The following is a 21,630-nucleotide window of genomic DNA, read 5'->3' as shown; positions in this document are numbered from 1 at the left end:
TCCTCGGACGTGAACGATGGCGGGGCTGGACGAATGGAGTTTCAGGCGCCGAACCATCCCATGGGCTTGGGCGCCAGATTGATGTAGCTGTGCTTGAGCTCGGTGTACTCGTCCAGGCCGATGCGGGACAGCTCGCGGCCGATGCCGCTGGCTTTGAAGCCGCCCCACGGCGCTTCCGGGAAGTAGGGGTGGTAGTCGTTGACCCAGACGGTGCCGAAGCGCAGCGCGCGGCTCATGCGGTTGGCGCGCGCCAGGTCCCGCGTCCACACCGCCGCCGCCAGGCCGTAAGGGGTGTCGTTGGCCAGGCGCAAGGCCTCGGCCTCGTCGCGGAAGCGCTCCACGGTGATGACCGGGCCGAAGATCTCTTCCTTGGCGATGAGCATGTCGGCGCGGACGTCGGCCAGCAAGGTGGGCTGCAGCCAGTAGCCGCGGCGGTAGCGCTCGCCGTCCGGGCGGCCGCCGCCGTAGACCAGGCGGGCGCCTTCCTCCACCCCGGCGGCGATCAGGCTCAGGATCTTGTCGTGCTGCTGGGCCGACTGCACCGGCCCCATCTGGGTGTCCGGCTGCTGACCGGGGCCGACGACGATGCGCGGCAGCCGTGCCGCCAGCCGCTGCACGAAGTCGTCGTGGATCTCGTCTTGCAGCAACAGCCGAGAGCCGGCCGAGCAGACCTGGCCGGCGTGGAAGAAGGCGGCGTTCAGCGCGTAGTCGACGGCGGCGTCGAGGTCGGCGTCGGCGCAGACGATGTTGGGGTTCTTGCCGCCCAGCTCCAGGGCGATGCGTTTGAAGTTGCCGCTGGCGGCGCGCATGATGCTGGCCCCGGCCTGGGCGCCGCCGGTGAAGGAGAGCAGATCGACATCGACGTGTTCCGCCAGTTCGGCGCCCGCCTCGGCGCCGCCGCTGACCAGATTGAAGACGCCGGCGGGCAAGTCCAGCTCGGTCAGCAGCTGGGTGAAGCGCCAGCTGCTGAGCGGGGTCAGGCTGCTGGGCTTGAGCACCACGCAATTGCCGGCGCCTAGCGCCGGCGCGATCTTCCAGGCCGCTTGCAGCAAGGGGTAGTTCCAGGGGGTGATCAGGCCGCAGACGCCCACCGGCTCGTGCAGGGTGCGGCTGATCACATGCTCGGGCGCGGCGTTGGCCTGGCCGCTCTCGGTGGCGACCAGGCCGGCGAAGTAGCGGAAGGTGGCGGCGACGTCGCCCATATCGGTGCGGCTCTCGCTCAGAGTCTTGCCGGTGTTCAGCGTCTCCAGCGTGGCGAGGTCCTCGCTGTCGCGCTCCACCAATTGGGCGATGTCCAGCAGCAGGCGGCTGCGTTGACGGTTGGTGCTGGCGCGCCAGGGACCATGGTCGAAAGCGGCGCGCGCGGCGGCGATGGCGGCCTGGGCGTCGGCGCGGCCGCCGTCCGCGGCGGCGGCGATCGCGCTTTCGTCGCAGGGGTTGAGAATCGGGCGGGTTTGCCGATTGGCGGCGTCGCGCCATTGGCCATCGATGAAGAGCTGGGTGGAGATCATGGCAGCCTCGTGCAAGAGATGAAATTAACCATTGGTAAATTAATTTACCTTTAGTTTAATTGTAGTGTCGATTCGCGATGGGCTGCAATCCGGAATCGGCTATGGCGGCGCGCGCTTGATTTGGTTTTGCTATATCGCCTGCGCTCAAACCTGGCCGGAGACCGGCCGCGGCGCGGTGGCGCGGGCGTTTTTGGTTCGCTTCGGGATTTTTCCGGCCTGGGTTAACATGGCGGGTCGACAGCCGCAGGCTGTGGCGCGCGCGCATCGCGCGTCTTGTTCGCATTCAATTACCCAGGAGGCGCGGCCCGTCGCCGCGACCAGTTCCGTGTCGCCAAATCAAGTCAGTCAAGCCCTTGTTCCCGCCGGGGAGGAAACCTTCGCCGTCCGTCTGAAGGATGTGCTGGGGCGCAAGCGCGTCATGCTCAAACAGGTGGCGGAAGCCCTGGGCGTGTCGTCCGCCGCCGTGCACAAATGGACGCGCGGCGGAGAGATCGAATACCGCAAGCTGCGGGTGCTGGCGGATTTTCTGGGCGTGAACTGGATCTGGCTGCGCTACGGCGAACAGGCGGTGCTGGACCTGGCCACGGCGACGACGACGGACGCGCAGTTGACGGAGATCCGCCGCAAGCATCTGGCCGAGATCATGGAAAGCGAGGCGCGGATGAAGTTCGCGCAGAATGTGTCCGGCATCGTCACCTGGGAATGGAACATCCTGAGCGACGCGGTGGCGTATTCGGCCAACGCCGAACAGTTGTTCGGCCGTCCCGTCCGCGTGTTGACGGATTTCTGGCAGGCGCTGGATCCGGCCGACGCGCCGGCGCTGCGCGCCCGGCTGGAGGACTGTCTGAACGCCGGCACCGCTTACGAGGCGGAGTTCCGCGTGCGTTGGCCGACGGGCGAAACGCGCTGGATCGCCTCGCGCGCCACCTGCGTGCCGGACGCGGCCCGCAGGCCGGTGAAGATGATAGGCGTCAGCTTCGACATCACTCAGCGCTGCCTGGCGGAGCAGGCGCTGCGCCAGAGCCAGGCCATTCTGGACAAGGCGCAGTCCATCGCCCATCTGGGGAGCTGGTTTTGGGACGTGCGCAACGACGACTGCATCTGGTCGGACGAGGCCTACCGGATTTTCGGCTGGCAGCCGCAGGCGTTCAAAGTGACGATGGAGCGCTACTTCGCCGCGATGGCGCCGGAGGACAGAGAGCGCATCGATCAGGCCATCCGGCGGGCGATAGACGAGCGCCAGCCCTATTGCGTGGAGTACAGCATCCTGTTGCCGGACGGCCGCCGCCGCCAGATTCACGAGGAGGGCGAGGTCCTGTACGGGGAAGGGCGGGCGGAGGCGATGATAGGCGCGACCCAGGACGTCACCGACAGCCGCCAGGCCGCGGTGGCCTATAGCGAAAGCGAGGAGCGTTTTCGCGAGATCTTCGAACAGGCGGCGCTGGGATTGGCGCATCTGGGCCTGGACGGGCGTTGGCTCAAGGTGAACCGCCGTCTGGCCGAGATGACGGGCTACGCGCCGGGGGAAATGGAGGGCATGAGCTTTCAGCAACTGACCCATCCCGACGACCTGGAAGACAATCTGTTGCGGCTGGATAGGCTGCTGAGCGGGGAGGTGGCCAGTTTTTCGCTGGAGAAGCGGCTGCTGCGCAAGCAGGGCGGTCATGTCTGGGTGAATGTCAGCGTCTCGCTGAGCCGCCATCCGGTGAGCGGGGAGCCCTGGCATTTGATCGCGGTGGCGGAGGAGGTGGCGGAGCGGCGCGCGGCGCGCCGTTCGCTGGAGGAGGCCCGGCGACGCAGCGAGCTGGCGCTGCAGTCCATAGGCATGGCGAGCTGGGAGTGGGACCTCGCCGCCGGGCGGCTGCGTTTGTCGCCGCAGGCCGCGCGGCTGTTGTTCGGCGAGCCGCTGGAGGAGGCGGCCGAGCAGCGCCTGCTGGACGGTCTGCGCATCGCGTCGCGGCAGGGCTGGCTGGCCAGCCTGGAGGCTATATTCAATATTTCCAGCCGCGCGCAGCTGGATGTGCTGTGGCATGGCGACGGCGGCAAGACTTTGCCGCTGGTGTTGTCGCTGGTGGCGCAGCGGGGAAGCGACGGCGCGGTGGAGCGCTTGATCGGGGCGCTGGGGCCGCGCTGATTCCGGCTGTGCGCCAAGCTTGAACAGAGCCCGTCGCTTATCGGCGGGCTTTTTTGCGCGCTCGCGCGAGCGATGAAAATTTACTATTGGTAAAAAAATTAACTTATGGTAATTTTTACTCCTCGTCTGGCAAGGCGGATGGATCGAGTCTTGTTGCGTTTGAACCTAGAGCAGGGCGCCGCGCGGAGTGCGGCGGCGTCCGATAAGAGGAGCCGACGCGCTATGAACAGCATGCACAGACAGCAGTATCTTCGCCGCCGGGCCCGCTGGGGTTATGGCTGGGCGTTTTGCGCGGCGGTGCTGTGGGGCGCGTGGTACGTGCCGGGCGCCGCGGTGTGGCACGAGGCGCCGCTGGCCGGGCTGGCGGGCGGCCGGCCGGAGCGGTTTCTGATGGCGGCCGCGGTGTTGACGGCATTTCACGCCTGCCTGGTGGCGGCGTTTCAATTATTGTGGCTGGCGGCCCTGGGCAAGCTGGCCGACTTCTTCCGCACGCTCTGGCGTTTCGGCGGCATTTCCAAATGGTATTTCCTGGCCGCGGTATTGGGTGGCCTGATGGCCAATTTCGGCTCTTATCTGGCGATGGGCTATGTCGGCGCGGTGTTCGCCGCGGTGGCGGGCCTGTTGTATCCGGTGGTGGGCGCGGCGCTGGCGCGTTTGTGGTATCGCGAGCGGATAGGCCCCCGCGCGGCGCTGGGCATCGCGGTCATCGTGCTGGGCGGAGCGGCGATTTACGCGCCGGGCCTGTCCGGCGATCTGAGCGGAGCTGGCGACGCGCGCTGGCTGGGTTATCTGGGCGGCGCGCTGGCGGCGCTGGGCTGGGGCCTGGAGGGCGCCATCGTCGGACGGGCGATGGATGTGACCGATCCCGATTGCGGGGTGGCGATCCGCTATCTGGCCGAGGCGCTGTATTGGGTGTTGCTGATTCTGCCGGCGCTGGCCTGGCTGACCCCCTTGCCGGTGTATGCGCTGGCCGGCGAACTGTGGTCGTGGCGGCCCATGCTTTATCTGGCGGTGGGCGGACTCAGCTTCGCTTTCTGCGCGGTGGCCTGGTACAAGTCCTTCCCCTTGATCGGCGTGGGCCGCGGCCAGGCGATAGGCGCTTTCTACGCGCTGTTCGCAACCTTGTTCACCGCGGCGTTCACCTTGAACTTTCCCGAGTGGCATTTTCTGATTGGCCTGGCCCTGGTGATTCTGGGCGGCTTCGTCATGGTGTCGGACAGCGAGCGCGATCCGGGCGCGGTGCGCAATGTGGAGGGCGGAGCATGAAGGTGCACATCAAGGGCTTCATTCTGCAGGCGTTGGCCCGTCAGCCTGGCTTGTGGGACGTGGAGCTGGCCCGGCGCATCTGCCGGGAGTACCGCAAGCCGGAAGACGCCTATTGGCTGGGCATGGTGCGGGCCTGCCTGGCGGATCTGAGCGCCAGCGGCCTGGTGGTGGCGCTGTGCGAGCGCTGGCAGGAGGAGGGCGCGCGCCTGTTGTTCAACTATCGCGTCAGCGATTTCGGGCTGGAGCGCATGCGTCAGACCGGTTTGGCCTGAGAAGCGGTTGGCGGCCTCGCCGACAAGAGCGAGGCGAGGCGAAAACGGTTGAGAAAGCGGAATGTACAGGGGGTACATCAGCGTTTCGAAGCCGGCGCCCATCGCACAATCTCTCTACCGACGTGCAGCAGATCGTAAACAGGTTCTAAGGAGAAGGGCATGTCCGGGTATTGGGGTTATGAAGGCGCATCCACGCTGGCGATGGTTGTGATCGTGAGTTTGAGCCTGGCGGCATTGTTCGTCGCCAGGCGTTATGTGAGGACGCTATAGGTCTGAAGGCAAAAGCCCGCAGTGCGCGTTCCGTTTTCTCAGCCGCAAGGGCTGGTCTCGCCCTTGCGCCCTCCCAGGCTTGGAACCCGCTTTACAGCTGGGCGGCGTAGGCCTCCAGTTGGGCCAGCACCCCTTGTGCCTGTTCGCTCAGTTCGCCGGCGCGGGCTTCCGCCATTTCTTGGCGGAATTGCTGGACATCCCGGCCGGGGCCGCCGTTGAGCTTGGCCTGGCGCCAGGTTTGCCAGCGCTGCTGTTCCTCGCCGGACAGGGAGCGCGGGAAGTTGCGCGCGCGGTAGCGGAACAAGAGTTCGGCCAGCTGCGGGTCTTCGAAGAAAGCCATCTCGCCGGCCAGTTGGTCGGCCGACATGCGGCGCAGCTTGGTCAGCACTTTGCGGTCGTTGTTGGAAACGAAGCCGCCGTAGAGGTTCTCGTCGACGTCGCGCGGCTCGCCGGTCTCGCGCTTGTAGACCTTGCGCCAGACCGGGGTCAGGTCCGGCAGCGCGCCGGCGTAGTCGGCGTGGCGATGGACTTGTTCCATGTCCAGCCCCCAGTGCGCGGCGCGTTCGGCGCTCAGCACCTTGAGATTGGCGACCACGAACGGCGATTTATTGACGTGCACGGTCTTGAGCGGCAAGCGCTGCACGCCTTCCGGCAGGTCTTCGCTGCGGGTGTACAAGCGTTCGCGAATGTCGTCCGGGCCCAGACCCTGCAATTCGCGAGGGTCGTGGGACAAATCCCAGACGATGACCTCGTTGGCGTTGTACGGGTGGGCCGCCAGCGGCCAGACCACGGCCATATTGCCGCGTTCGGCGCCGTACATGCCGGAAACGTGCAGCACGGGCTTGGGGTCGTGAAGGCTGAGCTGGACCTTGACCGCGTCTTTCTTGCGCAGCGACAGATAGAAGTCGAACAGCTTGGGCTGATGCCGCTTGATCAGACGCGCCAGCGCGATGGTGGCGCGCACGTCGGACAGCGCGTCGTGGGCGGCTTCGTGCGCCAGGCCGTTGGCGGCGCTCAGGTGCTCCAGCTTGAAGCTGGGGCGTCCGTCTTCGTGCTGGGGCCACTGGATGCCCTCCGGGCGCAGCGCGAAGGTGGCGCGCACCAGGTCCAGCAAATCCCAGCGGCCGCATTGGTTCTGCCATTCGCGCGCATACGGGTCCATCAGATTGCGCCAGAACAGGAAGCGGGTGACTTCGTCGTCGAAGCGGATGGAGTTGTAGCCGACGCCGATGGTGCCCGGCGTCGCCAGCTCGCGTTCGATCACGCCGGCGAATTCGTGTTCGGCCACGCCGTGTTGCAAGCACCATTGCGGGGTGATGCCGGTCAGCAGGCAGGCCACCGGGGACGGCAGGTAATCGGGCGCCGGCCGGGCGTAGAGCATGACCGGCTCGCCGATTTCATTGAGCTCGGCGTCGGTGCGGATGCCGGCGAACTGCGAAGGACGATCCTGGCGCGGCACGGCGCCGAAGGTTTCGTAGTCGTGCCAGAAGAAGCTGTGATTGGACATGGCGGCAACAATGCGGTGAAGTTGGCCGCATTGTCGCATCCATGGCGCGGCGGGGCCAGCCGCGCCGTTCTCGTCCGTCCGCGGAGCCTTAATCCATCCACGCGGGCTTGCGCGTCTCCAGCATGGCCTGGACGCCTTCGCGGCCTTCCTCGCTCAGGCGGATGGCGACGATGCGCTGGATGCAGAGCTCCATGCTCTCTTCCCCGACGCCCAGGCCGGCGATGTCGGCCAGCAGGCGCTTGGCTTCCAGCATCGCCGCCGGGCCGTTGATCAGCAGATGGTTGATCAGGAAGTCCACCGCCATGTCCAGCTCATCGCCTTCCACCACCTGGTGCACCAGCCCCAGGCGCTTGGCCTTGCCGGCGTTGAAGCGTTCCGCGGTCATGAAGTAGCGGCGCGTCGAGCGTTCGCCGATGGCGCGGACCATATAGGGCGCCACCAGCGCGGGAATCACGCCCAGCTTGACGTCGGAAAAGCTGAACAGCGCTTCCGAGCTGGCGATGGACACGTCGCAGCAGGCGACCAGCCCCGCGCCCAGACCGAAGGCGGATCCCTGTATTTTGGCGATGGTGGGCTTGGGCAAGGTGTCCAGCGTGCGCAGCAGCTTGGCCAGCAGGCGGGCGTGGCGCTCCAGCTCTTCGCGTCCGAAGCCGGCCATCCGCCGCATCCAGTCGATGTCGTGGCCGGCGGAAAAGCTGATGCCGCTGCCGGTCAGCACCACGGCGCGCACGCTCGCGTCTTCGGCCAGGGTTTCCAGCATCGCGGTCAGCAAGCCGACGCTGCTGTCGTCCAGCGCGTTCAGCAGCTCGGCGCGGTTGAGGGTGACGGTGGCGATTCCCTTTGGATCAACGGCAAGCAAAACGGACTCGGCGGTCATTCGGTTCTCCTTGTTCTAGACGATGGGCGTTTCAGCTGTGGCCAAAACGGATAATGCTGCGGACAAAGGCGTCCGCGGCCTCGATGTGCAATACATGGCCGGCGCCCGGCAGGATTTCCAGCTGCGCGCCGGGCAGCCGTTCGCGCAGCAGCTCGGCTTGATACAAGGGCGTCAGGCGGTCTTCGTCGCCAACCAGTATATGGCAGGGCATGGTCAGCTCGTGCAGCCAGGTGCGCGCGTCGTGTTCGGTGACGCCGGCGATCAGACGGATCACCGCGTCCCAATCCACCATGCCGGCGATCAGCTTCATATCGTCCAGCATGGCGGCGTTGCTGGCCAGAAAACGGCTGGAAAACAGCCAGGGCACGCTGACCGCGTAGCGCAAATCCAGTCCGCCGCTGTGGTTGGCCGCAATCCAGCTGTCGCTGATATGGTTGTTGACGCTGTCGGCCCAGGCCAGCGTGGCGGCCAGCAGCAGCCGCGACACGCGCTCGGGATGACGGTGGGCGAAATGCTGAGCCACCATGCCGCCGTAAGACAAGCCGGTGAGATAGACCTCGGCAATGCCCAAATGATTCAACAGCCCGGCGGCGAGGTCGGCTTGTTCGCTGAGCGGGTATTTGTCGCCGCCGGGGCGGTCGCTTTGGCCCTGGCCGAGAAAATCGAAGCGCAACAGCTGGAAATGCGGCTCCAGCTGCGGCTGCAGCAGGGCCCAGGCCGCGGTGGACATGGTGATGCCGTTGAACAGCGCCAGCACTTGGGCGCCCTGTCCGCTGAGTTCGTAATAGACCTTGTGTCCGGCGATTTCGGCATAGGGCATGGCGTTGTTCCTTTGGTCAGGCGTTGCGCGGCGTCAACATGCATGCTTCATTCTAGAGCGAGCCGGCGCTTGCGGGGCAATTTGCTGGCGACGCGGGCGCAAGAGGAAGGGGCCGCGCCGACGCGCGACCGGCGCGGTCGGCCGGCAAGCCCTGGATAAGGGTAAAGTGTTTGACGAATTAAACAATGAAGATTGAACGCCGGTGGCCGGCGCTCTTGCGCGCACCGGCCGGATTGACAGGTCTGGACGGTCCGTCGGGGTGAGGCGCGCGCGCCACAGCGGCGATAATTTTTCGAGAGCGCTTGCACTAGATGTTGTCAAATTTATTAAACGTGGCATAGGCTTCTGTTCAAGACTAAAACGACAAAGGCGCTTGCCGTCGTCGCGGCCGCCCGGCCGTGGCCGCCGTCGGCGCCGCACAGAGGAGACATCATGTTGGCAACGGACAAGGCGGTGGCGGCATGGCCGCGCGCGCTCGCGGCGGGACCTCCGGCCGGCGCGGGAAGCCGGACGGACTCTTGAATCCATGCGCGCGGGCCCCGGCCGGCGCGACCATCAAGCAAGACATTCGATTGCTGCCGCGCCGCCTCGAGACGAGAGCCGCGCGGCGGACGCAGCCGGCCCGCGCCGCTGCGGGACTGCAATAGAGGGAACGACTCAATGACGCAAGCTGTTGCCGCCAAACCGGCCCAAGCCGCTTTTTCCGCCCAAAACGTCCAGGCCGCCGAGGCGCAGACCGACGCAGACAAGGCTTATCTGCGCATTGCCGGCGTGCTGAAAAAGTTCGGCGACCATGTCGCGGTGGATCATGTCGATCTGGATATCCGCAGAAATGAAATCTTCGCCCTGCTCGGCAGTTCCGGCTGCGGCAAGTCAACCCTGTTGCGCATGCTGGCGGGGATGGAGGCGCCGACTTCGGGCCGCATCATTCTGGACGGCGAGGACATGCAGGGCCTGCAGCCGTACGAGCGGCCGGTGAACATGATGTTCCAGAGCTACGCGCTGTTTCCGCACATGACGGTGGAGCAGAACGTGGCGTTTGGCCTGAAGCAGGACAAGGTGTCCCGGGAGGAGATCGCAGAGCGGGTGGGCAAGATGCTGGACCTGGTGCAGATGCGCAAGTACGCCAACCGCAAGCCTCATCAGCTGTCCGGCGGCCAGCAGCAACGCGTGGCGCTGGCGCGCAGCCTGGTCAAGCGGCCCAAGCTGTTGTTGCTGGACGAGCCCTTGGGCGCTCTGGACAAGAAGCTGCGCCAGCAGACCCAGCTGGAGCTGGTCAACACCATCGAGCAGGTGGGCGTGACCTGCATCATGGTGACCCATGATCAGGAGGAGGCGATGACCATGGCCAGCCGCATCGGCATCATGAGCGAAGGCTCCTTGCTGCAGGTGGGCACTCCGTCTGAAATTTACGATTACCCCAACTGTCGCTTCACCGCCGAGTTCATCGGCGAGAGCAATATCTTCGAGGGCGCGGTGGTGGTGGACGAGCCGGATCTGGTCGAAGTCCGTTCGCCGGAGCTGGGCGGTGACATCCGCATCGACCACGGGATTACCGGCCCCAAGGGCATGCACGTCTGGGCCAGCATCCGGCCGGAGGATGTGCGGCTGGACGTCAAGCCGCTGCCGGCCGGCCCCAACGTCGCCGCCGGCGTGGTGGAGGACATCGCCTATCTGGGCAGTTATTCCATCTATCACGTGAAACTGGCCAGCGGCAAAGTCGTCAAATCGGTGGTGCCGTCTTCGCGTTGGTATGATGCGGGCGAAACCGCGCCGACCTGGGGCGACGCGGTGTTCGTCAGCTGGCGGCAGGATGTTCCGGTGGTGTTGACCCGCTAAGGCGCGCCCGCAAGCGGATGCCCGCCGCCGGGCATCCGCTTTTTTCATCTTCCATCGCGAAAGGAAAGGTTTGACGCGTTTGTCCATCCCTTGATCCAGCCGCCGCATCATTCGTTTTCATGAGAGGTTTCCATGCTTCGTTTTGCCCATCAAGCCCATGCGCCATCCTATTACGCCGCCACCGCTCTGCCCTGGGAGCCCGGGGCGGCGCTGCAAGGCGCCGTCGACTGCGATGTTTGCGTGGTGGGCGGCGGGCTGGCGGGCTTGTCGGCGGCGCTGAACCTGCGGGAGCGCGGATTTTCCGTCGTGCTGCTGGAGGGCGCGCAGATAGGCTTCGGCGCTTCCGGGCGCAACGGCGGGCAGGTGATCGCCGGCTTCGCCTGCGGCGTCGACACGCTGCGCTCGCAATTGGGCGACGGCCTGGCCAAACAGATGTGGGACATGTCGGTGGAGGCCGTGGACATCATCGAGCAGCGGGTGAACCGGCACCGCATCGACTGCGATTGGCGGCGCGGCTATGTCAGCGTGGCGGTCAAGCCGCGGCACATGCAGGAGCTGGAGGACTGGCAGCGCGAGGCGGCTCAGGTCTATGACTACGGCGGCATGCAGTTGTGGGACAAGGCCGAACTGCGCGCGCGCCTGGACAGCGACCGCTACCAGGGCGGCTTGTACGATCCGCGCTCGGGTCATCTCCATCCCTTGAACTACGCCTTGGGCCTGGCCCGCGCCGCGCGCGAGGCGGGCGTCGCCATTTACGAGCAAAGTCCGGCGCTGCGCCTGACGCGGGGCGCGCGGCCGCAGCTGACGACCGAGCGGGGCGTGGTCAATTGCGCCCAGGTGGTGCTGGCCTGCAATTCCTACATCGGCGCGCTGGTGCCGGAACTGGAGCGGCGCATCATGCCGGCCGGCACCTATGTGATCGCCACCGAACCCTTGGGCAAGGAGCGGGCCGAGGCGCTGATCGCCAACGATATGGCGGTGTGCGACACCAATTTCGTGCTGGATTACTACCGCCTGTCCGCCGACCACCGCTTGCTGTTCGGCGGCAAGGTCAGCTATTCCGGCCGCGAGCCGGCCAATCTGGCGGCCGGCATGCGCAGCGACATGCTGCGGGTGTTCCCGCAACTGGCCGACGTCAAGATCGACTACGCCTGGGGCGGCTTCTGCGACATCACGGTGAACCGCGCGCCCGATTTTGGTCGGCTGGACGGCAATGTCTATTATCTGCAGGGCTTTTCCGGCCATGGGGTCAACATCACCGGCCTGGCCGGCAAGGTGGCGGCGGAGGCGGTGGCCGGCGACGCTTCGCGCTTCGACCTGTTCGCCAAGATTCGCCATAATCACTTCCCCGGCGGCAAATGGCTGCGCACGCCGGCCTTGGTGCTGGGCATGGCTTACTTCCGGATGCGGGATTATTTATAAGCGCCGCCGCGTCGCGGGCCACGGGCAGCCTTCGCGCTGCCCTTTTGTTTTTCAGGAGGCGTCCAGATAATCGTAGCCGCCCCAATCCAGCGCGTAGGCGGTATGGTTGTCCGCGGTGCGGACGGGTTTGAGCAAGCCGTTTTGCTGCATGTAGACTAGGTGTTCGTGGACGTCGGCCGCGCTGTATTCGCCGCCGGATTCGCGCGAGAGCGCCAGAAACAGTTTGCGCTCGTCCAGATATTGGATGTGCATGGTCTGCAGCAGGCGCAGCGTGCGGAAAATCAAGGTTTCGTTGCGGGTCATGACAGCGGATATTTTATTTTTATGACTATTCATTTATCTGACACTTTAGTTTGGTGCGTCAAGAAATATGACATTATTGTTTCAGGGGCCAGGGCATGACGACGGAACGGCCTGATTCGCCTTGCATCGCCGTGTGTTCCACCGCGGTGGGCGACGATATCTGCCGCGGCTGCGCGCGCAGTTTCGATGAGATCTCGAATTGGTGCTTCATGGACGCGGAGGAGCGGGAGCGGGTGTGGCTGCAACTGCCGTCGCGTCAGCGCGGATTGAAGATCGCGGCGGTATTCGCCTGCCTGCCTGAGCTTCATCAAGGCCAGGACGGCGAGTGGATGAGCGTGCCCTGCCTGCCCTTGTGGTTCCGCATGGAGGGGGACTGCCTGCGTTGGCGGGCGGAAGCGGGGACGGTTTGCCAGCGCGATTGCGCCGGCTGGAGCCCGGCTCAGGTCGCCGCCTTCCTGCGCGAGCAGGCGGGGATCGAGCATAACTAGGGGGAGAGATGGCGCAGGACAGTTCTTTGACCGAGTTTTGGGATGTGCGTTATCGCGATGGCGTGACGCCGTGGGAGGGCGCGCGAATGAGTCCCGAGGCCCTGGCATTTTTTCAGCGCCAGCCGGCTGGCCGGATCTTGCTTCCCGGCTGCGGCAGCGCCGGAGATTTGCCCTTGCTGCTGGACTGCGGCCATCAGGTGCTGGCCATCGATTTCAGCGCGCAGGCGGTGGCGATCGCGCGCGGGCAATGGCCGCAGGCGGCCGCCCATATCCGGCAGGCGGATTTTTTCGCCGTCGAAGAGACGCCGCCGTTCGACGCCGTGTTCGAGCGGGCCTTTCTCTGCGCGCTGCCGCCTCGTCTGCATGCTCGCTACGCGGAGCAGATGGCGCGCTTGCTGCGCCCCGGCGGCGCGCTGGCGGGCGTGTTCTTCATCGCGGATACGCCGCGCGGCCCGCCGTTCGGCCTGAGCATGCCGGCCTTGAGCGCCCTGCTGGAGCCGGCTTTCGTGTTGGAGAGCTGCGATCCGCAGCAAGACGGCGTGGCGGTGTTCGGCGGCCAGGAATACTGGATGGTGTGGAGAAGGCAACACGAAAACGAGGATTTGTAATACATTGGCATTGGTCGTTTGACGATAATCAATAGTCCGCCAACTATTCCAAAAACAAGGCCGCCATCGCTTAGGATGGCTGATTGAAGTCAATAAACAACAATAATTCTAGATACCAGCGACGGGCGGGCCCAAGCGCAGTATGGCGCGGGAGCCGCATCAGCCGCTGAACGGGATTGCGGAGCAAGAGGAGAAGTCATGCAGTGGTTCTGGCGCGTGTATACCCTGGTGGAAAAGACGTTCTGGGATACGTTGACCAAGAAATTGTGCAGTTTCTTTTTCATCAGCGTGTTTCAGCTGGGCATGGTGGCCTATGTCTATTATGTGCTGGAAGACATACGGAGCTCCTTGAAAGGGCAGGTGGCTTCGCCCCAGGTGTTGGCCAATATCGAATCCAGCATAGACGGCGCGTTGTTTTGGACGATGGCGCTGTGGGTGGTCAGCGTCGCCTTCATCGCCTTCATGGTCTGGTATTTGCGTTTTCTCATCGTCAGGCCGCTGAAAATGATTATCCGGATTTTCAATGAAATCGGCGCCGGCGAGGGGGATCTGTCCCGAGACATTCCCACCATCACCCATGATGAGATCCGCGAATTGTCGCTGTCGTATAACCGCTTTCTGCTGAAAATGCGCGAGATCATCAGCAATGTGCGGCTGATGACGGTGAGAATCGCGATGGATTCGGCGCGCACCCGCAAGAACGTGGTCGAATCGCTGGACGGCGCGCGCAAACAGGATCAGCTGGCGACCCAGGTCCGCGCGGCCAGCGATCAGAGCACCGAAGGCGTGGGTCAGGTCACCGAGCAGACCCAGGCCATTTCGGCCACTACGCTGGCCAATCTGGATGTGGCGCGGGAGTCCTACGCCGAACTCAAGTCCGTGGCGGAGAGCATCTACGACATCAATCAGAAGGTGGGCCATTTCAACCATACGGTGGATGACCTGAGCCAGCGCTCTTCCAGCATCAAGACCATTGTCGACCTGATCAAGGATGTGTCCGAGCAAACCAATCTGCTGGCCCTGAACGCGGCGATCGAAGCGGCGCGCGCCGGCGAAACCGGCCGCGGTTTCGCGGTGGTGGCCGATGAGGTGCGCAAGCTGGCCGAGCGGGTCAAAAAAGCCACCGACGAGATTTCGCACAATATAGACGGCATGCTGGGGCTGGTGTCGGAAACCCAGGTGGAAACCGCGCAGATCACCGAGGACACCAAGTCGGCGCGCGAAATCGTCTCCAAGGCGTCCGAGCACTTCAGCAAGATGATGGGGGACTTCGAAACCACGGCGAACAGCCTCAGCCAGATCGCCGCCACCATGTCGGAGTTTGTCGCCTCCAACGGCCAGGTCAATCTGCACGTGGCGGAGATTCACGAACTGGGCCACCGGGTGACGGACCGTCTGAATCATACCGAAGACTCGGCCACCAAGCTGTCCGGCGCGGCGGAGCAGGTGCAGCAGCTGGTGGCGCGCTTCATCCTGGGCGAAGGCGAGTTCGACCAGATCATGCAAACGGCCCGCGAGGCGCGCGATGAGCTGCAAACCGTCATGGCCGCGCAACTGGCCGCGGGCGTGGCGCTGTTCGATCAGAACTACCAGCCCATCGCCGGCGCCAAGCCGGCCAAATTCCGCACTCAGTACGACGCCAAACTGGAAAAGCTGATGCAGCCGGTGTACGACCGCGCCGCCAAGTCCGTGCCCGGCGGGGTGTTCTGTCTGGCAGTGGACACCAATGGCTACGCGCCGACGCACAACAGCTGGTATAGCCAGCCCTTGAGCGGGGATCCGGCCAGGGATCTGGTCAACAGCCGCGACAAGCGCAAGTTCGCCGATGGCGCCGGACTGCGCGCGGCGCGCAGCACCCAGTCTTTCCTGTTGCAGACCTATACCCGCGATACCGGAGAAGTGTTGTCGGAAGTGGTGCTGCCCATCATGCTGTCCGGCAAGCATTGGGGCGGTTTCCGCCTGGGCTTCAACCCGGAGCAGCTGCTGGAGTCGCTTGGGCGCGGAGCCGGCAGGCACTGAGGTGTTGCCGGACGGAAGGAACACAAAAACGGAGGCCGCGGCCTCCGTTTTTGTTTTGCGCGATGTGTCAGATCTGCAGCGGAGTCAGCAGGGTGACGACGCCCAGGCCGGCGAACAGCAAGGCCGCAATGGTGTGCACCAGTTTTTGCGGCAGCTTCTTCGCCGCCACCTCGCCCAAGAGCACCGCGGGCACATTGGCCAGCATCATGCCCAGCGTGGTGCCGGCCACCACCAGCAGCAGGGCGTCGGGAAAGCGCGCGGACAGGGCGACGGTGGCCAGCTGCGTCTTGTCGCCCATTTCCGCGATGAAGAAAGCGATACAGGTGGTGCCGAATACGCCGAAACGCTCCATCAGCCGGCTGTCTTCATCCAGCTTGTCCGGAATCAGCATCCAGCCCGCCATGGCGAGAAAGGAAAGGCCCAGTCCCCAGCGCATCAGGTCCGGCCCTATCTTGCTCATCAGCCAGTGACCCACCGCGGCGGCGGCGAAATGATTGAGCAGGGTGGCGACGAAGATGCCGAGAACGATGGGAACCGGCTTGCGGTAACGACCGGCCAGCATCAGCGCGAGCAATTGAGTCTTGTCGCCGATTTCAGCCAGGGCGACGATGCCGGTGGAAATGAGGAAGGCTTCCATGAAAACTCCGGGGGCTGCGCATACGCCATGACAAGCCCGCGCCGCAGCCCCGCGTTGCGCAGACATGTCATGGGTCTTGCCAAACGGAAGTTATCGTCGCATGCGCCATGGCCGTGACGGCCAAGCCTGTTGACGCATGCCGGCGCTGAACATCGCGCCGAGGCTACTCCCCCAGAACCAGCCGATTCTAAATCAGTTGGCGTAGCGGGGCAATCCGGCGGTTAGAGTTGCGAGGTGCATTGCGGGCAGCGAGACGCCTTTTCCGGAATGCTGGATACGCAGAACGGGCACTCTTTGGTGGCGGGGGCCGGCGCGGCGGCGGGCGCTTCGCGTTTCAGCCGGTTGATGGCCTTGACCAGCATGAAGATGGCGAAAGCCACGATGGTGAAGCTGACCATGGCGTTGATGAACAGCCCGATGTTCAGCGTGACGGCGCCGGCCTGCTTGGCCGCGGCCACCGACACATAAGGTCCAAGCTGTTTGCTTCCTTCTTTCAGCACGAAGAACAGATTGGAGAAATCGACGTTGCCGATCAGCAGGCCGATGGGGGGCATGATCACATCGTCCACCAGCGATTTGACGATGGCGCCGAAGGCGCCGCCGATGACCACGCCGACGGCCAGATCGATGACATTGCCTTTCATGGCAAATTCTTTGAATTCTTTGATAATGGACATGGTTAACCTCTGTTTAAATAGCGTTAAGCATTATAAGACATTCAGTCGCCGCAGCTCCATCGCTGGCCTGTTTTCAGGCCATTGAACGCGGGCGGACGGGCAGGCTGCCAAGCAGGGCGCCGCCAAGGATCAGCACGATGGCGGCCATGGCGACGGCGTTCAGCTGTCCCTGTCCGGAGCCTATCAGCAGCAGGGTGGACAGCAGCGGCGTGGCGTAGGACAAAGAGCCTATCTGCCTGGGGTCGCCTTCCTTCAGCGCGCGGTCCCATAGAAAGAAGGCGCCGCCCATCGGTCCGATGCCGAGCAGGAACAAGGCCAGCCATTGGCCGGCGCTGGGCGCGACGCTGGGTTCGAACAGCGCGTGGCACAGCAGGGAGAGCAGGCCGGACAGCAGGCAGAAACCGCCGACCGCGCTATTGGGGAAGCTGGGCAACCTGCGCGTCAGCAGGCTGAAGGTGGACCACACCACGGCGGCGCCGATGGCCAGCAGATAACCGACAAGATGTCCGCCGGACAGGGCGAGCTTGCCCCCGCTGACAATCAGCGCCGCTCCGCAGAAGCCCAGGATGCCGGCCAGAATATGGCGGCCGTGCAGCGAGGTGCCGGGCAGCAAAATCGGCGAAAGCATGACGATCAGCAGCGGCCATAGATAATTCAGCAGATTGGCCTCCATGGCCGGCGCGTGTCTGAAGGCGAAGAACAGCAAGAAATGGTAGCCGAACAAGCCGTAAATCCCGACCAGCAAAGTGGACGGGGGCACTTTCCAGTCGCGGCAACGGCGAACGCTGAGCAGGCTGCCGATCAACAGACAGACGCCGACCACGAAAAAAGGGGGAAGAGAGCGGGTTTGGGCGCCAAGCGTGGCCAGCGAGGCCCACAGCAAGATGGCGCCGCCGGCAAAGGCAATCGGTCTGGAAGTCATTATTATTCCAATGGGGAGGGTGGGCCGATTGTAAAACGGAAGCGGAAATGGAAAAAGCCACAATCCTGAGATTGTGGCTTTTGGAAATCTGGCTCCCCGAGCAGGGCTCGAACCTGCGACCTGCGGATTAACAGTCCGTCGCTCTACCAACTGAGCTATCAGGGATCATAATGCGGTAACGCGGGCTTGTTTTGGCTCCCCGAGCAGGGCTCGAACCTGCGACCTGCGGATTAACAGTCCGTCGCTCTACCAACTGAGCTATCAGGGAATGTAAAACAAGCAATTCTCAAACGGGGCCGTAGTGGCTCCCCGAGCAGGGCTCGAACCTGCGACCTGCGGATTAACAGTCCGTCGCTCTACCAACTGAGCTATCAGGGATTTGAGTGAGGGCGAACTATAGCTTCAGCCTGTCGGGCTGTCAACACTTGCGCGGCTGAAAATCGCTCGCTCCCGCCGTGCGGCGCGAAGGCGACGCGCGCGCCGGCAATTCACCGCTGGCGAAGGGGGGCGGCGACGCGTTAAAATTTCGTTTGTTGACAATGCGGGAATAGCCGCGTTTTTGAGGTGGGTTAAATGAATCTGGACGGAAAGCTCACGCTGGATGCGCGCGCGCAGCGGGCAAATAAAGATGCGGCGGAAATAAATGTTCATTTGCGGCAGTTGGAGGCGTTGCGCGCCGGCGCCGCAATATCGGTTCTGGATAATCGGAAAATCATCCAGGTGGCGGGCGAAGACGCGGAGGCCTTTTTGCAAGGCCAGCTCTCCAGCGATGTGCGGGAGTTGGCGGACGAAAACCGCGCCCAGTACAGCAGTTACTCCACGGCCAAAGGACGCATGCTGGCCAGTTTTCTGGTTTGGCGTAGCGGCGGAGTTTATTCCCTGGCGGTATCCGCGGATTTGGCCGATTACGTGGCCAAGCGCCTGAGCATGTTTGTCCTGCGCTCCAAGGTGAAGGTGTCGATTGCGGATAATCTGACCTTGATTGGCCTTGCGGGCGCGGCGGCGCTGGATGCGCTGGCGATTGAATCCGCATTGGCGGCAAGCGCGGGGCCGCGTGAAATGGTTGGCGTCGAGTTGGGTCTGCTGATCGGCCTGCCAGGCTCCGGCTGGGCGCTGGCGGTGGACGAGGTGGGCGCGGAGCGAATAGGCGAAAGGCTGACGGATGGCGCGAGCCTGATTTCCTCCGGCGTTTGGGATTGGAGGGATATCGACGCGGGCATTCCCTGGGTCGGTTTGGCGACTCAAGAGCAGTTTGTGCCGCAAATGGCGAATATGGAACTGATTGGCGGGGTGAGCTTTAAGAAAGGCTGCTACCCGGGTCAGGAAATCGTCGCCAGGTCGCAGTACCTGGGGAAATTGAAGCGGCGTTTGTTCAAAGTGGCATTTAAACAGCCGCTAGCGATCGGCGCCAAACTCTATAGCCCGTCCGTGGCGGGGCAGTCGATTGGCATGGTGGCGGCGGTTTGCCAAGTGGCGTCGGAGCAATATGAAGGCTTGGCCGTGGTTCAATTTCAAGCTTGGGAAGAAGGTATTTATGCAGACGAGGCGCATACAATAAGGCTTGAACAACGGAACCTGCCTTATTCCTTGAATGAGGGGCTGGAGAATTAATTGATAATTTCTGTTTTGTTTCCTTGACTTGAGTGGAAAGGCTTGGCTACATTATCATCTGTAATGCACCACTACTCTTACAATGTATTTGGGAACATGCTAATGGAACTGTCGAAATTGGATTTTACTCAGCTGGTGGCTCTGCGCGCCGATGTCGAAGCTGAAATCAAGCGCCGCGAAAGCGAAGAAAAGTCCAAAGCCAAGAAACAAATCATTGAACTTGCTCGCGCTTACGGCTTGAGCGTGGAAGAAGTGCTGGGCAAAACCGGCGGCGTGCGCAAGCCGGTGGAAGCCAAGTACCGCCACCCGGCCAGCCCGGAGCTGACTTGGACCGGCCGCGGCCGCAAGCCGGTGTGGGTGCAAGAGTGGATCTCCAGCGGCAAGGCCCTGGACGCTCTGGCTATCTAAGCAAACTGCGGGTTTGCAATGAATTTCGAAAGCGCCTGTCATGGGCGCTTTTTCTTTGCCCGACGGCGAGCGGTCCGGCTTGAGGCTTGCTATAAATGGATGTAACGTTCAAGCTGTTTCGCGTAGTGATTGAAATGTGCTGACATTGTCTTGAGAGTGGGCGGCTATGCTGGATTTTTTTTCAAGAGGGGCTAAAGGTCGCTCCGACCCATTGGCCAGTGCGGAAGCAGCCAGGGAGTTTGTGGCGGCTTTGAAGAAGGAACATGGCGCGGCCGCGCATGAGCGCGTGGTGGCGCTGCTGTCGCCATTGGAGCTGGATTGGCACAATATTTCAGTGGACCGCGTCGAAGCGCTATTGGCGCTGAACCAAGAAACGGCGTCGCTGCATGAAAACCTCTGCGCGCAGTACTTGCTGAATACGCGCATGCCCAAAGCGCTTGAAGCACAACTGAGAAGCCAGATACTGGCGTACGGCAAATGTTTTATCGACAGCTATCAGCATGTGCTGACGGTCGACGCCGACTCGGTCGAAGGCGCCAAGGTGCTGACCCTGTTGCCCATCGTGTTGTCGCGGATGATGTTCTATCTGGGCGAGCATGCCCGCTGGCACTGGGTTCGGAGCTTTAATCCGGAAGAGGCTTTTTGGTTGGGGGTCAACCAGCTGTATTGGTTCGCCGAGCATCATGGCTGCGATTCCGTCCCGGTGTTCTTGTTCGGCGACGGCCAACCGGCGACCACGGTCCAAGATCAATTCCTCATCTTGCACATGCTGGCCGTGCTGACTGGGGGCAATCTCAGCGCCAGGCAGCTGCATTTCGCCTATCAATTGTTGCAGGTACTGAGCAATCGCATGTCTTTGACTCGCGCTTGCGCGGAACACTCGAGCTTTGTGGTCTCTTTAAAGGGGCCGCATCCCGCGGCAAGGGCGTCGGGCGGCCTGGTGGACGAGGCTGCACGCTACTGGGGGACGACGGACCTGGTCGAGATACTGCACGGCTGGAGCATCGTGCTGGATGCAGGCAGAGTGCCGCCTGAAATCAAAAGAATGATGGAGCCGGGCATCGACGCCAACACCTTGCGCGCGTTGATGCGGGAGTGGTCGCCCCAGCAAATGCGTTTCGAGAGGGCCGAGCGGGTGCCGGTCTCAGGGCAGAGCATAGAGGTGGCGTATCGTCTGCCGGTGCTGCATCGTTTGATTAGGGTGGTGGACGAGGCCAAGCAAACGGGCGCGCTGGAAGACGGCAATTTCGATGATGCGGCCAATATCCGTATTTACGGCTTCGTCACCACGCGGAAGCGGGACAAGGGCGCGCCGATGCCGGGGCTGGCCTCGGGCGGGGAGGCCGTCGCTCAACCGGCAAAAGAAGAGTTTTCGCGCTGGGAAGTCGACAATGTCAGCCAAACCGGGCTTGGCGTGACTTTGGGCGCGATGGGAAACGAATGGGTTGGCCTGGGCGCGTTGATAGGCTTTCGCGAGAAATCGATGGATGGTTGGAGCCTGGGCGTGGTGCGCCGGGTGAAGCGGAACTCGGCGGATCAGATCTATCTGGGGGTTGAAACCTTGAGCCGCAGACCGGTGGCGGCTTCATTGCGCCCAACCGATGTAAGGTTGATCGACCCTACCTTGCCGCCTGAGCAAGTTTGGCTGGCGGGACATATCGCCTTGTTCGTGCCATGCCAACGCTCGGGCAAGGTGGTCAACGCCTTATTGCTGCCGCTCTCCTTATATGTATTGGGCAAGGAGTTCTACATGACGGCCAAGGGCAAGCATTTTCAGCTCTCCCTTGGCAAAGTGATGGATAAGGGCAGCGATTGGTGTTTAAGCGAGGTGGAACTGGTTCAAGCTTTGGAAAAGCTGCCGGTCATGCCGTGATTCCCTATATGTAGGATCAGATTGAACGCGGGTCGAAGCCAAGCTTCGGCCCGTTTTTCATGCTCTGGCGGGGAGTAGGGCGGGTGCGGGCAAATACCCCGTCCGGATATCCGCTGCCGCATCAAGGGTTTGCCCGGCCTGTCCCGCTTTTGTTGAGGTTTTTGTC

Annotated in this window: 19 protein-coding genes, 3 tRNA genes and 1 riboswitch; of the genes, 11 read left to right on the top strand and 11 right to left on the bottom strand. The window is 63.2% G+C overall.

From position 1 onward, the window contains the following. Positions 1-41 precede the first annotated feature (41 nt). Positions 42-1,511 carry an aldehyde dehydrogenase family protein gene (locus VK98_RS15765; protein ID WP_048414953.1) on the bottom strand — a complete coding sequence of 490 codons (1,470 nt, stop codon included), beginning with the start codon at positions 1,509-1,511 and terminating at the stop codon, positions 42-44. Between the two features lie 325 nt (positions 1,512-1,836). Here VK98_RS15765 and VK98_RS23440 point away from each other — a divergent pair, with 325 nt between their 5' ends. From VK98_RS23440 to VK98_RS15750, 3 genes are all read left to right on the top strand, one after another. Continuing rightward, positions 1,837-3,645 (top strand): PAS domain-containing protein, encoded by a 1,809-nt coding sequence (locus tag VK98_RS23440; RefSeq protein ID WP_156187904.1) that lies wholly within the window; start codon positions 1,837-1,839, stop codon positions 3,643-3,645. Positions 3,646-3,867: 222 nt separating this feature from the next. After that, on the top strand, positions 3,868-4,911 hold the full coding sequence (locus VK98_RS15755; RefSeq protein WP_048414952.1) for a DMT family transporter: 1,044 nt from the start codon (positions 3,868-3,870) through the stop codon (positions 4,909-4,911). Continuing rightward, entirely contained in the window at positions 4,908-5,183 is a 276-nt protein-coding gene (locus VK98_RS15750; RefSeq protein WP_048414951.1) for a hypothetical protein, read from the top strand. Before VK98_RS15755 ends, VK98_RS15750 begins: the two co-directional genes overlap by 4 nt. A 361-nt stretch (positions 5,184-5,544) precedes the next feature. Here VK98_RS15750 and sbcB read toward each other — a convergent pair whose 3' ends face one another. The 3 genes from sbcB to VK98_RS15735 all read right to left on the bottom strand — a co-directional run bounded on the left by sbcB (position 5,545) and on the right by VK98_RS15735 (position 8,657). After that, a complete protein-coding gene (gene sbcB / locus VK98_RS15745) occupies positions 5,545-6,960 on the bottom strand; it encodes an exodeoxyribonuclease I (RefSeq protein ID WP_048414950.1) in 1,416 nt (471 codons plus the stop codon). Between the two features lie 88 nt (positions 6,961-7,048). Next, the gene (locus VK98_RS15740; RefSeq protein WP_048414949.1) at positions 7,049-7,837 is read right to left on the bottom strand and encodes an enoyl-CoA hydratase-related protein; all 789 of its coding nucleotides are present in this window, start codon (positions 7,835-7,837) and stop codon (positions 7,049-7,051) included. Positions 7,838-7,868: 31 nt separating this feature from the next. Further along, positions 7,869-8,657 (bottom strand): alpha/beta fold hydrolase, encoded by a 789-nt coding sequence (locus VK98_RS15735; protein WP_048414948.1) that lies wholly within the window; start codon positions 8,655-8,657, stop codon positions 7,869-7,871. Between the two features lie 660 nt (positions 8,658-9,317). Between VK98_RS15735 and VK98_RS15730 the strand changes: the two genes are divergently transcribed. Further along, positions 9,318-10,496, top strand: coding sequence for an ABC transporter ATP-binding protein (locus VK98_RS15730; RefSeq protein ID WP_082159067.1), 1,179 nt, complete (start codon positions 9,318-9,320; stop codon positions 10,494-10,496). Positions 10,497-10,628: 132 nt separating this feature from the next. After that, positions 10,629-11,918: an FAD-binding oxidoreductase gene (locus VK98_RS15725; protein WP_048414947.1), complete on the top strand. Its 1,290-nt coding sequence runs from the start codon at positions 10,629-10,631 to the stop codon at positions 11,916-11,918. A gap of 51 nt (positions 11,919-11,969) precedes the next feature. Here the strand turns inward: VK98_RS15725 and VK98_RS15720 are convergent, their stop codons facing one another. Continuing rightward, positions 11,970-12,221, bottom strand: a complete 252-nt coding sequence (locus VK98_RS15720) for a hypothetical protein (protein ID WP_048414946.1) — start codon at positions 12,219-12,221, stop codon at positions 11,970-11,972. 95 nt (positions 12,222-12,316) lie between these two features. Between VK98_RS15720 and VK98_RS15715 the strand changes: the two genes are divergently transcribed. The 3 genes from VK98_RS15715 to VK98_RS15705 all read left to right on the top strand — a co-directional run bounded on the left by VK98_RS15715 (position 12,317) and on the right by VK98_RS15705 (position 15,336). Next, complete coding sequence (locus VK98_RS15715; RefSeq protein ID WP_082159066.1) at positions 12,317-12,709, top strand: DUF1289 domain-containing protein; 393 nt, start codon at positions 12,317-12,319, stop codon at positions 12,707-12,709. A gap of 8 nt (positions 12,710-12,717) precedes the next feature. Next, positions 12,718-13,317, top strand: coding sequence for a methyltransferase domain-containing protein (locus tag VK98_RS15710; protein WP_048414944.1), 600 nt, complete (start codon positions 12,718-12,720; stop codon positions 13,315-13,317). A gap of 198 nt (positions 13,318-13,515) precedes the next feature. After that, positions 13,516-15,336 carry a methyl-accepting chemotaxis protein gene (locus tag VK98_RS15705; protein WP_048414943.1) on the top strand — a complete coding sequence of 607 codons (1,821 nt, stop codon included), beginning with the start codon at positions 13,516-13,518 and terminating at the stop codon, positions 15,334-15,336. 67 nt (positions 15,337-15,403) lie between these two features. On the opposite strand, the gene VK98_RS15700 is transcribed toward VK98_RS15705, so the two are convergent. From VK98_RS15700 to VK98_RS15675, 6 genes are all read right to left on the bottom strand, one after another. Next, complete coding sequence (locus VK98_RS15700) at positions 15,404-15,973, bottom strand: TMEM165/GDT1 family protein (protein WP_048414942.1); 570 nt, start codon at positions 15,971-15,973, stop codon at positions 15,404-15,406. Positions 15,974-15,976: 3 nt separating this feature from the next. Next, positions 15,977-16,157, bottom strand: a riboswitch (yybP-ykoY riboswitch). Positions 16,158-16,194: 37 nt separating this feature from the next. Then, positions 16,195-16,650: a large conductance mechanosensitive channel protein MscL gene (mscL, locus tag VK98_RS15695; RefSeq protein ID WP_048414941.1), complete on the bottom strand. Its 456-nt coding sequence runs from the start codon at positions 16,648-16,650 to the stop codon at positions 16,195-16,197. Positions 16,651-16,723: 73 nt separating this feature from the next. After that, complete coding sequence (locus tag VK98_RS15690; RefSeq protein ID WP_048414940.1) at positions 16,724-17,572, bottom strand: DMT family transporter; 849 nt, start codon at positions 17,570-17,572, stop codon at positions 16,724-16,726. Positions 17,573-17,661: 89 nt separating this feature from the next. Then, positions 17,662-17,737 (bottom strand) — tRNA-Asn (locus VK98_RS15685). 27 nt (positions 17,738-17,764) lie between these two features. Next, positions 17,765-17,840, bottom strand: a tRNA-Asn gene (locus tag VK98_RS15680). Between the two features lie 34 nt (positions 17,841-17,874). Continuing rightward, positions 17,875-17,950: transfer RNA gene (locus VK98_RS15675), tRNA-Asn, on the bottom strand. Positions 17,951-18,145: 195 nt separating this feature from the next. Between VK98_RS15675 and VK98_RS15670 the strand changes: the two genes are divergently transcribed. The 3 genes from VK98_RS15670 to VK98_RS15660 all read left to right on the top strand — a co-directional run bounded on the left by VK98_RS15670 (position 18,146) and on the right by VK98_RS15660 (position 21,464). After that, positions 18,146-19,183 carry a folate-binding protein YgfZ gene (locus VK98_RS15670; RefSeq protein WP_048414939.1) on the top strand — a complete coding sequence of 346 codons (1,038 nt, stop codon included), beginning with the start codon at positions 18,146-18,148 and terminating at the stop codon, positions 19,181-19,183. A gap of 102 nt (positions 19,184-19,285) precedes the next feature. After that, entirely contained in the window at positions 19,286-19,591 is a 306-nt protein-coding gene (locus VK98_RS15665) for an H-NS family nucleoid-associated regulatory protein (protein WP_048414938.1), read from the top strand. A 166-nt stretch (positions 19,592-19,757) separates the two neighbouring features. Next, on the top strand, positions 19,758-21,464 hold the full coding sequence (locus VK98_RS15660) for a hypothetical protein (RefSeq protein ID WP_048414937.1): 1,707 nt from the start codon (positions 19,758-19,760) through the stop codon (positions 21,462-21,464). The last annotated feature ends 166 nt before the right edge of the window (positions 21,465-21,630 follow it).

This window comes from Chromobacterium sp. LK11 (assembly GCF_001043705.1).
Taxonomy (GTDB): domain Bacteria; phylum Pseudomonadota; class Gammaproteobacteria; order Burkholderiales; family Chromobacteriaceae; genus Chromobacterium; species Chromobacterium alkanivorans.
This window is presented reverse-complemented; position numbering and strand designations above follow the sequence as displayed.